The sequence below is a fragment of the Dawidia soli genome, from assembly GCF_018598185.1.
In the GTDB taxonomy this organism is placed as follows: domain Bacteria; phylum Bacteroidota; class Bacteroidia; order Cytophagales; family Cyclobacteriaceae; genus Ohtaekwangia; species Ohtaekwangia soli.
The window spans coordinates 184255-200662 of the sequence record NZ_JAHESC010000002.1 but is presented as its reverse complement, the minus strand read 5'-3'; the positions used below and the strand labels follow the sequence as shown (position 1 = coordinate 200662).

The following is a 16408-nucleotide window of genomic DNA, read 5'->3' as shown; positions in this document are numbered from 1 at the left end:
GGTAAAAATAAAGCCTGACATCAGCTTGCTGCCCGTCATCAAATACCGGCCGGTGACTGTAGACTTTTTCGTGTATTTTCACGCAAAAAGCTTTTTATGATGACGAGAATATACCCGATAGCCTGGGCCGCGCTCTGCAGTATCACCGTGGCGTGGGCGCAGGAAAAACCGTTGGACCAGAAAATGGACTTTGAAGAATACGATCCGCCGTCCACGCTGGTGGTGCCCGAGCATCACCTGACCCGGGCGAAGTTCCCCTTCATCGACGTGCACAACCACCAGTTCAACATGCCCAGCCAGGACCTCAACGCCCTGGCCAAAGAAATGGACAAGCTCAACATGCAGGTGATGGTAAACCTCAGCGGCCGGGGCCGCGGCAGCACCGAGCACCTCGAACGATCGCTGGAGAACGTAAAGAAAAACAACAGCGGCCGCTTCATTGTTTTTACCAACATGGACTTTGCCGCCATCGACGACCCGCAGTGGCAGGGCCGCATGCTGAAGCAATTGGAGGATGACGTGCGCAAAGGCGCCAACGGTCTGAAGATCTATAAGAGCCTGGGCATGTTCACCGAAGACAGCAAAGGCAAGCGTGTACACATCGACGATCCGCGCATCGATCCTATCTGGGAGAAGTGTGGTCAGCTGGGCATACCCGTGCTCATCCACGCGGCAGACCCTAAGCAGTTCTGGCAACCCATCGACGAGAACAACGAGCGATGGCTGGAGCTCAAGCTGCACCCGGGTCGCCGGCACGACAGCGACCCCGTGTCGTGGGAAACGATCATCGCCGAGCAGCACAACATCATTCGCAAACATCCCAAGACCACCTTCATCGCCGCCCACCTGGCCTGGTATGGCAACGACCTGAAGAAGCTGGGCGAGCTGCTCGACCAGTTCCCCAACATGTATACCGAGATCGGCGCGGTGATCGCCGAGCTGGGCCGCCAGCCGCGTGCCGCCAAAGCCTTTCTGACCAAGTACCAGGATCGCGTATTATTTGGTAAGGACTCGTGGGTGCCGGACGAATATGAAACGTATTTTCGCGTGCTCGAAACGGCAGACGAGTATTTTCCGTATCACAAGCGTTACCACGCCTTCTGGCGGATGTACGGCCTCGATCTGCCCGACGACATCCTGAAAAAGATCTATTACAAAAACGCCCTGAAGATCATTCCGCACATCGACGCATCACAATTTCCGAAATAACACAACATTCATTTTTTATTCACACACATGAGCCAAGAAAGAGCTGATCTTGTTAATACCCTGATCCGGAACCGCCGTTCTGTTTTTCAACAACAATACACCGATGAGAAGGTGGACGACGCCATCATCCGCCAGATGCTGGAGAACGCCAACTGGGCGCCTACGCACAAACTGACGGAGCCGTGGCGCTTCATCGTCTTTACCGGCAACGGCATTCAAAAGCTGGCCGAAGAGCAGGCCGCGCTCTATCGCCAGGTCACTACGGCCAAAGGGACCTATAGCGAAGACCGCTATCAAAACCTGTTGACGAAACCCAAGCTCTCGTCGCACATCATTGCCGTGGCCATGAAGCGCGACGAAAAGAAATCCCTGCCGGAAATTGAAGAGGTAGGCGCGGTGTATTGCGCGATCGAGAACATGTATCTCACGGCCACCGCCTATGGCGTGGGTTGTTACCTGAGCACCGGCGGCATTACCCACTGGGAAGAAGCCAGGGCCCTGTTCAACCTCGGCCCGGACGACAAACTGATCGGCTTCCTGCACGTTGGCAAGATCAAAGGCGCCGTGCCCGACAGCCGTCGCAAGCCTGTCGACGAAAAGGTGACATGGGTTGAAGGATAAGCACCGCAACAATAAAGGCATGTGGAACGTGTGCGTGAGACCACACATTCTGCCGCCTTTGGTCGAACCCACCCGTTATGCACCGACCTCCTCGTGTTTTTGCCCCCAGGGTATCGATTTGTCTCCTACATTTGTCTTTCCGACGGTTACTATTCCCGTCGTTTAAGACATTCACTCCTAAACACAATTGTATGAAACACTTTGTACTGTCTCTCGTCATGATGATTATGGGTGTTGTGGCGCATGCCCAGGTCGTTGGCAAGATGTTTCCCGCCATGGAAGCCGAGAGTGTTGAAGATAAAAAAGTAAAGCTGCCCGACGACGTCAAAGGCAAGTATACCCTGCTGGGCCTGGCGTACTCCAAAAAATCGGAAGACGAGCTGAACTCGTGGTTCCAACCCGTGTTCGAGAAGTTCATTCAAAAGACTACCGGCCTGATGTCGGGGTTCGGCTATGATGTGAACGTATACTTCGTGCCCATGTTCACCGGCGTGAACGCGGCCGCTACCGGCACTGCCAAACGCAAGGCCATGAAAAACATCGACCCCCAATTGCTGCCCTACATCCTGTTCTATCGGGGCGAGCTGAAGCCGTACAAGGAGGCGCTCGACTTCGAGAAGAAAGACATTCCGTACTTCTTCGTGCTGGACGAAACGGGCAAGATTGTCTACGCCACGTCCGGCAAATTCTCGACCGCCAAGCTCGATAAGGTAGAAGAAGTCATCGAATAAAAGCCTTTTGCGTCTGTTTTGACTGGAATTGACGATTTAAGAGTACCTTGGGTCGTCAATTTCCTTTTAAATGGATCCTTTCAGCCTGCTGGCCCTGGCCGTCGCACCCGGGGTGGCCATTGGCCTGTACATATACTTAAAAGACCAACACGAGCGGGAGCCGGTCTCCCTGCTGCTGATCAGCTTTTTCTATGGCATGCTCAGCACGGTGATCACGCTGGTGATCAGTTTTCCGCTAAACATGTTCCTCGTCACGAAGTCCCACGATGTGGTAGGCGAGTTCTATAATGCATTCTTCAAAGTGGCGCTGGTCGAGGAGCTGAGTAAGTTCCTCTTTGTCCGTTTTGTGTTGTTCCATAACAAGAACTTCAACGAGCCGTTCGACGGTATTGTCTATGCCGTCATGGTGAGCATGGGGTTTGCCACGCTCGAGAACATTGTGTATGTCTATGACTTTGGTGTACGCACAGGCATCCTCCGCATGTTTACGGCCGTGCCTGCGCATGCCATCTTTGGCGTGTTGATGGGATACTTTGTAGGCAAGGCACGGTTTGCGCCCTACCGGCAATTCTACTACAGTGTGATCGGCCTTGGCGCTGCGGCGGTATTACACGGGGCATATGACTACTTCTGGTTCATGTCGCACCTGCCCGCCCTGTGGGTCGGCGGCGTGGCATCGCTGGTATTGGGTTTTGTGCTGGCGCGGAAGGCGATACGGCTGCATCAGCAGGCGTCGCCATTCTTAGTACGGGAGGAGTCGGAAGAAAAGCAGGAATAGGCGTTTCGCGCATCGGGCAATACCAGCCACCAATACCGCAGCCGTTATGGCGTCACCTGAATCCGTTTGAGAATAGCGACCTGTCTGAACTGGCCCTTTTTCAAAAGGCCGAGCAACTGCGCAGGGTTCGGGTCGATCTGGTATAATTTCTTGCCCCTGACAACCGACGAGTCTACCTTGATCTCGCGTCCAAAATTCCGGATGAACGCAGGAAATTCTTTTTCCTCCGCGCCCAGCATGAAGTAGGCGATGTCTCCGTTGGGCTCGAGCCGCATCGCGCGCACCAGCCATTCGGGGTTGTTGTACAGGTTGATGAAATAATATCCTTTATAGTAGCGCAACAACAGACTGTCGCCCAGCACGCGCTTGTCGCCCTTGTCGCTCAGGGCAAAATAGGTATGGGCCTCCACCACCAACGTGTCGCGTACGGCGCGGTTGTCTTCCGGCAGCAGGTAGTGTCCGCGCAGGGCCTCGGGTATCTCCGCCAGGGTGTTTACGCCCCTGGGCTGCGGCTCGCGGTACGTAATCTCCTGGCAACCGATGAGACCCAGGAAAAACAAGCTGATACAAAGCACTCTCATAAGAGTGAAGGTACAAAGCTTTGGCGGAAGTGTATAAACTAAAACGATTGAAATTTCATTATAACAACCGCAATGCTTCTTCCATCCCCGCCGCCAGCGACGGTGTTTCTCCGTTCGTACCGTGCTCCTCGGGGGCGACGGCTATGCGCAGGGCGCGCAAGCCCGTGGCGCCGGGCAGCGGCTCCAGCTCCAGCACTTCCACCACGCCCTCGATCAGGTTCCGGGCCCGCAGGTAGTGGAAGTACCGCTCGTATTCATCTTCGATCTTCACCTGGTTATATACAATGGCGATCTTGCCGGGTTGGGTCAGCCGCTCGCCGGTGTTTTTGATACAGGCTTTATCGATGCGTTTCTTGACGATCTCGTAGCGGATGTCATACGCACCGTCTACGTCGAACTGGCGCTCGTCTGGGCGGAACCGGATCGACAGGGGCTGGTCGTGCACCAGGATGAGCTGCGTAATATCCAGCTGTGCCTTCAGGGTGGCTTTTAGCGATGTCACCTTCCGCGCGATGTCCACCATCGTCAGCAGCTGCCACAACCGGAAGTTCTGCAGGCTATAGGTGTCGAACTGCCGGTCTTTCAGCAGCGAGCTGCCCAGGTATAGGGTGAACTCCACCCCGTCGGTTTTATACTTTTCGAAGTAATGCGGAAACATCTTTTGCGCCTCGTCGTCGGCATCGTCCAGGCAGGCCCCGATGGTATGGTTGATCTGTTGCAGGCTTTCTTCAAACGCCTGCCGGCGCGTGTATACCACACCAAAGAACGGATCCAGCTGCGCGCGGTAATGCCCGATGGCGGGCTGCAAGGAGGTTTCGCTCTCAAAGCGCGCCAACAGCGGGTGGATCTCCTGTTTCAAAAAGTCGAGCACATCGCTTTCGTCGCTCGATACCAGCCCGCGGCTCAACCGCGCAAAATGTTCTTCTATCTTTACCTGCGCGGCATCCAGCAACGGCAAGGTCATGTGCTCCTGGAACGTGTGCAGCAGTGTGCCCGCCAGCACCAGGTTCTCTTGCAGATCGCGCTGAATGGCGACGTTCCGCTCGATGGAAGAATTGCGCACGTCGGCCATGCCGAACAGTGGGTATACATCTTTAAAAACGATCTCTTCCAGAACGGCCTTGTCGTTTGTGCGGCGTTTGTTCATCAGGTTTACACCCGCCTCAAAGAAACGCCACTGCACCGTGGCGTGTATGGCCGTACACTCTTCCTGGATCAACGCACGCACTTCTGTCGACAGCTCTTCCTTCACACGCTTTACGGCCGTGGTAAACATCGGCAACACATGTTCCATTTTGTGGGCACTGACGGGGTTAAGCTGACCCGGTGCGGGCGATACAAGCTCCAGCATACCGATCGTTTCTCCTTCGTCTACCAGCGGCGCCAGCAGGACACTCCGGACACCCTCTGCGAGCAAATCCTCTTCGATGCGCGACCGGAACGGATACTCTTGCAAGTTCTCCACCGTAATGTTGCGCTGCTCGCTCCAGCTGCGCTCGTACACCGACCCCGACCGTTGCGTTCCCTGCAGGTCGCTGACGGTATGGAGCAGCGTCGTCCACCGCTCGGTAGCGGGGTAGCTGATCACCATGCGATTGCTGGGATCGAGATACGCTATATTCATGCGAATGTCGGGCAGGCCAAACAATGAACGCACTTTGTACTCGATGCGATTAAAGCTCTCCGGTTGCATCAGCGCCTGGCGCTCCAGCAGATCGTACTTGATCGACGACAACATCTCCTGTTCGGTCACATCGATCATGCGCAGGATCAGGAAGCCCTGAAACGTATAATCTCCCGGCCGGAAATATTGCAGCCACAGATCGACGTCGTAGAGCTTTTCGATCAGGAATTTGATAATGCCTTTGTCGATCGGCTCGGGCGTTATGTGGGGTATGATCTCGCAGAACTGATGACTCAGCTCTGCCTTGTACACCCGGTCCAACCCCGTAACGTTATCTTTCAGGGTGACGAGCACCGGCTTGGGGTTACTCGACACGATGCGGCCGTCCTGGTATTTTTCCAGGATCATGAGGCAGGCCCGCAGGGTTTTTCCCAGGGTTATGCGACCGCCCGGCACATTGGCTACCGCCTGCTCTTCGAAGTTGGCCAGGTCGACGTGGGCGTTAAAGGCCGGCGTGGTATAAATGGCCCTGAAGTTAAACGGCTCAACCACCGCCATCAGGTCCGTAGAGGCGGTGGCCAGCGGAATGGCCGCCGTCATCAGGAAGTTGATGAACGTGCGGTGCTTTTCCAATACCGCATAGTCGTCAATAGGCTGACGCAATTCGGGGGCCTGGTTGATGTACGCCAGCAGCTGCTCGGCAAAGGCAGGCACCTCGCCGCTCCGGATGCGCTCCTCCCAGTATTCCACCAGCAGCCGCAGGCTTAATACGGTTTTAAACGGGAATGCACGGTGGTGGGCGCTCGACATAAAGGGAAGGTTTCGCAGGTAATACGCGACAGCGTGTGCAGGGTTCTGAAAAAGAGCCGGAAAACACGATCGGTCTGTTATGAAATATGTATGAAATGACACGTATGGGTTGCCAAAAAATGCTCCAAAACCTTATTTTTGAGGACTTTGCAACCTAAAAGTGCGTGCATGTGTCTATACAGACAACGCAGGAAAAGGACAATGAAGTCGAGAATTTTTATGATCTGGGTAGGTATGCTGTTGGCAGCATGCGGCGTCGTAGGCGAGCCGGAGCCGGCCGATAGTGGGCTGGTGATCTCTACTTTTTTATTTGATTTCAGTAAGGAGCAATACGACTGGCAGGCAGACTTTGCCGATTATCCCGTCGATTCCGCCAAAGCCGCCCAATATGAGCTCAGCTCGCAATATGCAGCCCGCCCCGAAAACCTGGGCAACGTCAGCGCCATCATGCTGACCGGCAACAACCAGGGCGAAAAGCTTTTTATGTACATCAAGAAAAAGATCACCGGGCTGGTACCCGATGTGAACTACACCGTCATCTTCGATATCGAGCTGGCCTCTGAGCTTCCCGCAAGAGGATTGGGGAAAGATGTGTCGCTGAAAGCCGGCGCCACCTATTCCGAGCCTAAAACGCTGATCGACAACGGCAACTATGTACTGAACGTCGACAAGGGCGAAGCCTATTCACGCGGCGAAGATATGATCCCGATCGGCAACATCGGCACGACGGAAGGCACCAAAGATTTTCAGCTCATCACACGTTCAAATGGGGAAACACCCGGCCCCTTCATCGCCAAGACCAATAGCAAAGGCGAGCTGTGGCTCATGATCGGAACCGAAAGCACCTTCCAGGGCGTCACCACTGTATACTACAGCAAAGTGAACGTTGTGCTGAGCAGCAGCAACGCGCAGTAAGCAAAGGCTGCACGATGTATACTACCGAACAAAAGTAAGCCCACGTACCGTACACGGTTGTGATTAAATTTCCCGCCGGGTGCTGAGAAGTCTCCGAAAGTATTCTGATTTTCACATCTCAGAACCTAATCGGTTACTATATGAAGCATTCAAAAATAGCCATCATCGGAGGCGGAAACCTGGGCGCGGCCATTGCCGAAGGCTTACTTAAAAGTAAGTTCATCACGCCCGACCACCTGACGGTTACACGCCGGAACACCGATGCCCTCGGTACCCTCGCCCAGCAAGGTGTACACACTACCAGCGATAACAAAAAAGCCATACACGACAGCGAAGTCATTATCGTGGCCGTAAAGCCCTATAACGTTCGCGAGATCCTCGAGAGCCTGAAGGAGAACTTCGACCCCGCGCGCCACATCGTGATCAGCGTGGTAACGGGTGTATTCCTGAAAGACCTGCAAGGCATTGTTAAAACAGGCGTACCTATTTTCCGCGCCATGCCCAACACAGCCATCGCCATTCAGGAGTCGGTCACCTGCCTCTGCCACCAGGGCGCCAGCGTCGAGCAGGTATCCTATGTCACCGAGTTGTTCGATCAGCTTGGCATCACCATCAGCATCGACGAGAAGCTGATGGATGCGGCTACCGTGCTGGGCGCGTGTGGCATTGCCTACGCGCTGCGCTTTATCCGCGCGTCTACACAGGGCGGTATCGAGATCGGCTTTGATGCTAAGACCGCGAACCTCATCGCGGCGCAAACGGTGAAGGGCGCGGCCGAGCTGCTGCTCAAACTGAACCGACACCCGGAAGAAGAGATCGACAAAGTAACAACGCCCAAAGGCTGCACCATTGTGGGCCTGAACGAAATGGAACATCAGGGCTTCAGCTCATCGCTCATCAAAGGCATCGGCGCGTCGTACGATAAGATCGTAAAATAAAAACGGAACGGTCCGCGGCTTAGAATCTGACGCGGACCTCGTCTTTATACTTGACCGGTACTTTTAGCGGAAAGCCATGATAGTTCACCTTGAGCATGCCTTCGTAGCGCACTTCGAACTTCTTTCCTCCCAACACGCTAAAGATCGTATCCAGGAAGCCTAGTTCCTGCATGGCGAGCTTTACTTCCAGCGGCACGGTAAACTCGCCCCTGGCGGGAATGATGGTGTTCAGCTCCTGGTCTACGGTGCCTGCCTTTTTGCCGTCGACAAAGATCTCGACGTTGATGCGCTTCAACTTGCCATGCTGGGGGTTGGGGTTAAAAAAGATGGCCTGTGCTTTCAGCATGGGTGCCGTGGTGCCGTCCACCACAACGTCTTTGATCTGGCGCAGGACAATGTCTTCCTTGGGCGTTTTACACGACGATGCCAGCACCATCAACAGGCCGGCCACCAGGAATTTTAACGTAGCTCTATACATAATAAACAAATTCGTAACATACTACCCGCAGCAAGGATCGAACCATATCGGGCCGTTTACCGTTAGAAGGTGTGTAGGGGCTTCCCCAGCCTGACGATTTACCGTTGCAATCAGTTGTTGATAATAATTGATTCCGCCGACCCATTCCATGTTTAATGAACCATGATCCGGGCAAGCACAGCGATATTTTTTGAATATAGCGGCCACAAATATGCAGGAATTGGCTGAATTGCTGATATTTAGATGTCAAAATAACCTGGGGCATTTTTTTTGACTCCTACACCCCAACTAAAACAAGCTCACCATGAGCAAAAAGACAAAAAACACAAAGATCAAATCTCCGAAAGGAACGAAGACTCCCAAAGGGACTAAAAAAGCGAAAGGCAAAGACCTTCGGAAATTCTTTCAACAGGCCATTCTCAACATGCTCGATAATTCGGGCGAACGGGGTTACAGCATCAAGCAGATCCTGAAAAAGCTGGACCTCAAAAAGCGGGACGATATCAAACTGGCCACGCTCACCATCTATCAACTCGAAGACGACGAACAGATAAAAGAGCTCAGGAACGGCAGCTTTGTCAGCAACCGTGCACAGGAAGAACTCACGGGCATTGTTGACCACGTCAGCTCACGCTTCGCCTACATCCGCCTGGGTGAAGGCAAGGACGATATCTATATCAATGGCCGCGACCTCGGCGGCGCCGTGGACGGCGATACCGTGAAGATCACGCTGCTGGCAACACGACATGGCGACCATCAGGAAGGCAAAGTGACGGAGGTCATACGCCGCAGCCGTACACGCTTTGCCGGTAAGATCGAGATCTCCAAGAACTTCGCCTTTGTTAAGCCTGACTATCGCAAGATGCACCAGGACTTCTTCATTTACCCGGAGAACGTCAACGGTGCCCGTACGGGCGACAAGGTGATCGTAGAGATCACTTCGTGGGCCGCAGACGACCGGAAGCCCGAAGCCAAGGTCATCGAAGTACTCGGCCGGGCCGGCGAGAACGAAGCCGAGATCCACTCGATCATGGCGGAGTTCGGGCTGCCATTCCGTTTCCCGCAGGAAGTGGAAGCAGAGGCCAACAAGATCAAAGAGGGTATTACCAAAGAAGAGATCAAAAAACGCTGGGACTTTCGCGAGATCACCACGTTTACGATCGACCCGTTCGATGCAAAAGACTTTGACGATGCGCTGTCGTTTCAAACGCTGCCCAACGGCAACTATGAGATCGGCGTGCACATTGCCGACGTGACCCACTATGTAAAGCCCGACTCCGAGCTGGAAAAAGAAGCATACGAGCGCGCCACGTCGGTATACCTGGTAGACCGTACCATTCCGATGTTGCCCGAGCACCTATCCAACGGGTTGTGCTCGCTACGGCCGCACGAAGACAAGCTTACCTTCTCGGCGGTCTTTGAAATGGACGCCTCGGGCAAGATCAAAAAAGAGTGGTTCGGGCGTACCGTCATTCACTCCGACGTACGCTTTACCTACGAAGAAGCACAGGAGATCCTGGAACGCGGCATGGGCAACCTGTCCGAAGAGCTGAAGATCCTGAACGACATTGCCAAGAAGCTGCGCAAGCAACGCTTTGCCAAAGGCGCCGTGAACTTCGAGACGACGGAAGTGAAGTTTAAGCTTGACGAAAAAGGCAAGCCGCTGGCCGTTATTCCCAAGGTGCGCAAGGATGCCCATAAACTGATCGAAGAGTTTATGCTGCTGGCCAACAAACGCGTGGCCACGCATGTATACGACCTCAAGAAAGGCAAAGACAAGAACACCTATGTATACCGGATCCACGACTCGCCCGATCCGGAAAAGGTTCAGGATTTCGCCACATTCGCCAAACAGTTTGGTCACAAGATCAACATCGACGACGCATCCATCAGCCAGTCGCTGAACAAGCTGATGACCTCCATCGAAGGCAAGCCCGAGCAAAATATACTCGAGCAGCTCGCCATCCGTACCATGGCCAAGGCCAAGTATTCTACGGAAGCCAAAGGACACTTCGGACTGGCGTTCGATCATTACTCGCACTTTACGTCGCCGATCCGTCGTTATCCGGACATGATGGCACACCGTCTGCTGCAGCACTATATAGACGAAGGCAAGTCGGTCAACAAGAACGAGTATGAAGAGAAGTGTGTACACTCCTCCGAACGCGAAAAGCGTGCTGCCGATGCCGAGCGGGCGTCTATCAAATACAAACAGGTAGAGTTCATGGCCAACGCCGAGGACCGTGTGTACGAAGGCCTGATCTCCGGCGTGACCGAATGGGGCCTGTATGTCGAGATCGTCGAGACCAAGTGCGAAGGCATGATCCGCCTGGCCGATCTTTCCGACGACTTCTACGAGTTTGACGAACGCAGCTACCGTGTGATCGGCCGCAAGACAAGGAAGATCTATACACTGGGCGACAAGGTAAAGGTGAAGGTGAAAAAGACCGACATCGACAAACGCCTCATCGATCTGGTCTTCGCCGACGGCCGGGCCGAGAAGGGCGACAAGGGTGAAAGAGCCGACAAAGGCGGACGACCCGAGAAAAGTGGAAGACCCCGGAAAGGCGGAAGAGCCAGAAAGGGTAGCAAAAAAAGGTTTGAAGATTAGCGTATAATTCGCTCTCTTAGCAGCCTGGTAGCCTGTGCTACCAGGCTTTTTTTATACGTATACGCATGGAGCAACAGGTAAAATCGTACTTGGCATTACTGGAAAAGGAAATAGCCCGCCACAACTATGGCCGGCAGCCTGCCTCGCTGTACGAACCCATACGGTACCTCATGGGCCTGGGCGGTAAACGACTGCGCCCCATGCTCACGTTGCTGTCGTACTCGCTGTACAAAAGCGACGTCAAAAGTATTCTGCCCTATGCCGCTGCGGTAGAAGTATTTCACAACTTCACCCTTATGCACGACGATATCATGGACAAGGCACCGCTGCGCCGCGGCCATGCCACCGTGCACGAGAAGTGGAACACCAACACCGCCATCCTCTCGGGCGACGTCATGCTCATAAAAGCATACGAGATGTTTATGGGCCTGGAGCCTGCCGTGCTGAAGACGGTACTCCGGGCCTTTAACCAATGCGCCGCGGAAGTATGCGAAGGGCAGCAATGGGATATGGAATTTGAGACCAGCCCTACCGTAACGGAAGCGGCCTACATTCAAATGATCCGGTTGAAGACGGCCGTGCTGCTCGGGTTCGGGTTAGAGCTTGGCGCCATCCTGGCCGACGCCCCCGAACAAGACCGTAAAGCGCTCCGTGCGTTCGGCACCAGCATCGGCATCGGCTTTCAGCTGAAAGACGACCTGCTCGATGCGTATGCCGACCCGAAGAAGTTCGGCAAGCAGGTTGGCGGCGACATCATTGCCAACAAAAAAACATTCCTGCTCATCAAGGCCCAGGAGCAAGCCAAGGGCAAACAGAAAAAAGAGCTGCAAGCCTGGCTGGAGGCAACACGCTTCAGCAAGAAAGAGAAAGTAACGGCGGTCAAAGCGATCTACGACGATCTCTCCATTCCGACACTTACCGAAAAGAAGATCAACAGCTTCTTCACCAAGGGCTTTAATCAATTGGAAAAGCTCTCCGTGGCCGCCGCGGCCAAAGACACGCTGCGGGGATACACGCAAGCGCTGATCGAACGGCAGTCGTAGCGCACAACACACACGCGCACAACGGTCGTTGGGCACAATAAATTATGCAAGTGGTCTTCGTTGCTACGGAGCATCCCTGTATCTTTCTAGGCTCGTAAAATTAATCCGTCCTATGAGGTCTACTGTCTTTGTTAAACTCTCCGCCATGATGCTCCTGGAGTATTTTGTGTGGGGCGCCTGGTACGTTACAATGGGAACGTACATGTCTACTGTCCTTAACGCCAGCGGCGTGCAGATTGGCGCGGCCTATAGTGCCCTGGCCATCGCCACGATGATCTCGCCGTTCTTTGTCGGCATGGTGGCCGACCGGTATTTCGCCGCGCAACGTATCATGGGCGTGCTGCACCTGCTGGGCGCCGTGCTGCTGTTCTTCGCTACGAAGATCACCGACAACACCGTTTTCTATTGGATCATCCTTTTTTACTCCCTGCTGTACACACCCACCATCGCCTTGTCGAATAGCATCGCCTTCCAGCAGATGACCGACCCCGGGCGACAGTTTCCGTGGATCCGCGTGTTCGGTACGGTGGGTTGGATCATTGCCGGTCTGCTCATTGGCTACCTGGCGTTAGAGAGCTCGGCTGACAAACTGCCCTTCACGTTCCAGATGGCCGCCGGTGCATCGGCCCTGCTGGGTGTCATCAGCTTTATACTGCCCAACACACCGCCGAAGGGCAAGTCGTCTGATGCCAGCGCCTCTAGCGCACTGGGCTCCGACGCATTTGTTCTGTTCAAAGACAAACCCTATCTCATCTTTTTTATCGCGGCCATCCTGGTATGTATTCCGCTATCATTCTACTACGGCTTTGCCAACCTCTTCCTGAAGGAAGTCGGCATGAACGAAGCCGCCGGTAAAATGATCCTGGGTCAGTTCTCGGAAGCCGTTTTTATCCTCGCGATCCCCTTTCTCTTTAACAGCATCGGCGTGAAGCGAATGCTGCTGCTCGGCATGGTGGCGTGGATCCTGCGCTACATCTTCTTCGCCTACGGAAACTCCGACGCCAACCTTTGGATGCTCTACGCCGGCATCGTGCTGCACGGCATCTGCTACGACTTTTTCTTCGTGACCGGCTATATGTATACCGAAAAGAAAGCCGGTGAAAAGATCAAGAACGCTGCACAAGGCCTGTTCACCTTTGCTACCTATGGTGTAGGCATGTTCATCGGCACATGGTTCTCCGGCTTTACGGTCGACCACTATACCTCCGCCGACAAAGTACACAACTGGACGGGCATCTGGTTCGTACCCGTGTACATCGCCGTGGCCGTAGTACTCTACTTCATACTCTTCTTCAAAGAGAAGAGTGAGATCAAGCAATCATCCTAAAACAAAAAAATATACCGCACTATGAATATCGCCATGCTCGGCTCTGGATTTATCGGGAGATTTTATGCCGACTCCCTGCAAGGTTACCGGAGCAAAGACAAAGTCGTCACCATCTATTCGCGCCGCGAAGAGAGTGCTAAGAAATTTGCCACCGACTACAACGTGGCCTTCGCCACCACCAACATGGAGGCCGCCATCAACCGCCCCGAAGTAGACGTGGTTTGTATCTCCCTGCCCAACAACCTCCACGAAGAGGCTGTCATGCTATGCTGCAAGCACAAAAAGGCCGTGATCACCACCAAGCCCCTGGGCCGCAACGCCGAAGAAGCCAAGCGCATGCTCGAGGCCGTAGAGAAAGCCGGTATCTTTAACGGCTACCTGGAAGACCTCGTGTATACCCCCAAGTTCATCAAAGCCCTCGAGAGCGTAAAGAACGGTGCCCTCGGCCGCATCCTCTGGGCCAAGTCGCGCGAAACACACCCCGGCCCGCACAGCGACTGGTTCTGGGACATCGAGCAAGCCGGCGGCGGATGCATCCTCGACCTGGGCTGCCACTGCGTGGAGATCACCCGCAGCTATATCGGCAAAGACATCAAACCCGTAGAGGTAATGTGCTGGGCCGATACACAAGTGAAGCCCATCGACGCAGAAGATCATGCGATCGGACTGGTAAAATATGAGAACGGGGCCATCGGCCAGTTCGAAGTGAGCTGGACGTTCCGCGGCGGCCTCGACCTGCGCGACGAGGTCATGGGCAGCGAAGGCACGATCTGGATCAACAGCTTCCTGCGTACGGGCTTCGACATGTTCACCACGGGCAAAGGCGCCGACTATGTAGCCGAGAAAGCCGAGAGCAACTCCGGCTGGTTATTCCCCGTGGGGGACGAACTGAACGAGCTCGGCTACAATCACATGTTCATGGACATGTTCGATTCGATGGAGAAAGGCATGGCGCCGAAAGAGACGTTCTATGATGGCTACGTCGTAAATGCCATTCTGGATGCCGCCTATCGTTCTGCCAAGTCTAAAATATGGGAGCCGGTAAAACTCGACATCTGGCGCGGCAAAACCGGCGTGACAAAAGACAGCCACCTCACCGAGTATGACGCCGATCATTACCTCGTGAAGGAAGAGGTGACACACTACGGCGCGAAGAAAGTCATTGTCAAGAATAAAGCCACCGGCAAGATTTCGGAGAAGGTATTGGAATAGCTATGAGACAATATATAGTATTCGCGCTTAGCATACTGGCGATCACGTCTTGTTCTATTAAACGCACCGGCGAGAAGGCTGGCGAAGTTGTAGGCGAGTTTGTAAAAGGTGCGTCCAGCGGCGTCCAGCGACCTTTTAAAGTCGAGGTAAAACTCAGTGACCCGCTGAAGCAAAAGGGTCTGACCCTCGGCAAAATACTCATCGCCAGCGACACCCTGGGCGTAGATAATCTGGTCAGTGTATACTGTATCTTCAAAGAGAACTTCCAGGACACGTTGGTATTAAAAGCCTTCGACAACGATGGACTCGAAACCGGCCGAAGCAGACTTCCCATCACCGCGCAAAAAGGTGGGGCAGGATATTATGATTTCCCCTTCGACCGTCGCACCAATCTCGATGCCACCGACTGCCAACTGGTTTTAGAACAGCAGTAAATGTAGCGTCTGGTTCAAGTCGCCCTTCGGTCGGAAGACTTGGAACTACACAAATGGTAGTCTTCAGACTGCCGACATAGATGCAAAAAAAACAGAGGCTCCACTCAAGGGAGCCTCTTTTCATTTATAGCACTCTATAAATTTAAATACAACCGCCACGTGAGTCTCCACACGTTTCATTATTTTAGTGCTGTAACAAAACCCTCTAAACATGATACAAAAAAATTTCCCCTGGCGCGAGGTATTTCTTGAATTGGCAGTACGATCACTACGAAGATTAAACTACGAATTTGCTCCATGGACCATGGGCCAAAGTCTTCACCTGGATGTAACCCCTCATTTAGGTATGATCAATAGCAGCGATGGACTTAAATATGTATTGGAAACGGAGGTATGCTCTGCCATTACACTTGAGTTTATGTACTCAGGATTTACCAATGGAGCATGGCTTTTTGAGGACGTCAAACGATACGCCGTAGATAGAGAAATTTTAATTGATGGCAAACGAATTGACCTATTTGTAAACAGGTACAAAATCAACGAGAAAAAGCAAATAGAATATTCTGCCCATCCTGTTCTAATTGAAGCGAAACGCGTTGATTATTTTACCCCTAACCTTAAAGAGGGAGAAAGCCGAGGGTCCAGCAATTATGAAAGCATTAAAGATGATATTAACAAACTGAGATCCGTAAGAACCTTTGTGGAAGCTAGAGGAAAGATGAAAGGATATGAAGATTTTGATTTTGAAGGAGCCTTCATACACGCGATGTTTTGGGGATTAACCAAAAACCCAAAAGAATTGCGATCACAAATTATCAGTAAACTGGAATGCTCGGAAGACGATTTTAAAAAATGTATCATAAAGTACTTCCCCAGTAAATGGGACGAGAATCAGAACGGCCCCGAAGTAACGGAATGGGGCTGGGTTTGCCTCTATGAAATTGACCCGCCTACACCCATTCAACCGATCTTTAAGATACTGGAAAAAAAAGAGTTATAGACCTGCGAGTACGTTGGCCGATTTGAATTCAAATAAAAGATATGAACTAGGAATTCATTTAAAAAAAAGGCTCCCATCAAGAGCCTCTTTTCTATT

At 53.2% G+C, this 16408-nt stretch carries 15 protein-coding genes; 12 read left to right on the top strand and 3 right to left on the bottom strand.

The genetic code is table 11. From position 1 onward, the window contains the following. The first annotated feature begins 99 nt into the window (after positions 1-99). The 4 genes from KK078_RS02185 (at position 100) to KK078_RS02170 (ending at position 3339) form a co-directional block, all read left to right on the top strand. Positions 100-1209 (top strand): amidohydrolase family protein, encoded by a 1110-nt coding sequence (locus tag KK078_RS02185; RefSeq protein WP_394370543.1) that lies wholly within the window; start codon positions 100-102, stop codon positions 1207-1209. Between the two features lie 27 nt (positions 1210-1236). Continuing rightward, entirely contained in the window at positions 1237-1830 is a 594-nt protein-coding gene (locus KK078_RS02180; protein ID WP_254088594.1) for a nitroreductase family protein, read from the top strand. Positions 1831-2021: 191 nt separating this feature from the next. Continuing rightward, entirely contained in the window at positions 2022-2561 is a 540-nt protein-coding gene (locus KK078_RS02175) for a hypothetical protein (protein ID WP_254088593.1), read from the top strand. 70 nt (positions 2562-2631) lie between these two features. Then, positions 2632-3339: a PrsW family glutamic-type intramembrane protease gene (locus KK078_RS02170; RefSeq protein ID WP_254088592.1), complete on the top strand. Its 708-nt coding sequence runs from the start codon at positions 2632-2634 to the stop codon at positions 3337-3339. 44 nt (positions 3340-3383) lie between these two features. Here the strand turns inward: KK078_RS02170 and KK078_RS02165 are convergent, their stop codons facing one another. Together KK078_RS02165 and KK078_RS02160 are read right to left on the bottom strand one after the other, a co-directional pair. After that, a complete protein-coding gene (locus KK078_RS02165) occupies positions 3384-3920 on the bottom strand; it encodes a hypothetical protein (protein WP_254088591.1) in 537 nt (178 codons plus the stop codon). 58 nt (positions 3921-3978) lie between these two features. Further along, positions 3979-6354 carry a GAF domain-containing protein gene (locus tag KK078_RS02160; RefSeq protein ID WP_254088590.1) on the bottom strand — a complete coding sequence of 792 codons (2376 nt, stop codon included), beginning with the start codon at positions 6352-6354 and terminating at the stop codon, positions 3979-3981. A gap of 201 nt (positions 6355-6555) precedes the next feature. On the opposite strand from KK078_RS02160, the gene KK078_RS02155 reads away from it, so the two are divergent. Together KK078_RS02155 and proC are read left to right on the top strand one after the other, a co-directional pair. Continuing rightward, complete coding sequence (locus KK078_RS02155) at positions 6556-7269, top strand: hypothetical protein (RefSeq protein ID WP_254088589.1); 714 nt, start codon at positions 6556-6558, stop codon at positions 7267-7269. 140 nt (positions 7270-7409) lie between these two features. Continuing rightward, complete coding sequence (gene proC, locus KK078_RS02150; RefSeq protein WP_254088588.1) at positions 7410-8207, top strand: pyrroline-5-carboxylate reductase; 798 nt, start codon at positions 7410-7412, stop codon at positions 8205-8207. A gap of 19 nt (positions 8208-8226) precedes the next feature. Here the strand turns inward: proC and KK078_RS02145 are convergent, their stop codons facing one another. Then, positions 8227-8685, bottom strand: coding sequence for a hypothetical protein (locus KK078_RS02145; protein ID WP_254088587.1), 459 nt, complete (start codon positions 8683-8685; stop codon positions 8227-8229). Between the two features lie 304 nt (positions 8686-8989). Between KK078_RS02145 and rnr the strand changes: the two genes are divergently transcribed. The 6 genes from rnr (at position 8990) to KK078_RS02115 (ending at position 16312) form a co-directional block, all read left to right on the top strand. Next, positions 8990-11296 carry a ribonuclease R gene (gene rnr / locus KK078_RS02140; RefSeq protein WP_254088586.1) on the top strand — a complete coding sequence of 769 codons (2307 nt, stop codon included), beginning with the start codon at positions 8990-8992 and terminating at the stop codon, positions 11294-11296. A gap of 65 nt (positions 11297-11361) precedes the next feature. Further along, entirely contained in the window at positions 11362-12339 is a 978-nt protein-coding gene (locus KK078_RS02135) for a polyprenyl synthetase family protein (RefSeq protein ID WP_254088585.1), read from the top strand. 112 nt (positions 12340-12451) lie between these two features. Continuing rightward, on the top strand, positions 12452-13666 hold the full coding sequence (locus tag KK078_RS02130) for a nucleoside permease (RefSeq protein ID WP_254088584.1): 1215 nt from the start codon (positions 12452-12454) through the stop codon (positions 13664-13666). A 21-nt stretch (positions 13667-13687) separates the two neighbouring features. Further along, entirely contained in the window at positions 13688-14878 is a 1191-nt protein-coding gene (locus KK078_RS02125) for a Gfo/Idh/MocA family protein (protein ID WP_254088583.1), read from the top strand. 2 nt (positions 14879-14880) lie between these two features. Continuing rightward, complete coding sequence (locus tag KK078_RS02120) at positions 14881-15312, top strand: hypothetical protein (RefSeq protein ID WP_254088582.1); 432 nt, start codon at positions 14881-14883, stop codon at positions 15310-15312. 211 nt (positions 15313-15523) lie between these two features. Then, complete coding sequence (locus KK078_RS02115) at positions 15524-16312, top strand: hypothetical protein (RefSeq protein WP_254088581.1); 789 nt, start codon at positions 15524-15526, stop codon at positions 16310-16312. Positions 16313-16408: the final 96 nt, after the last annotated feature.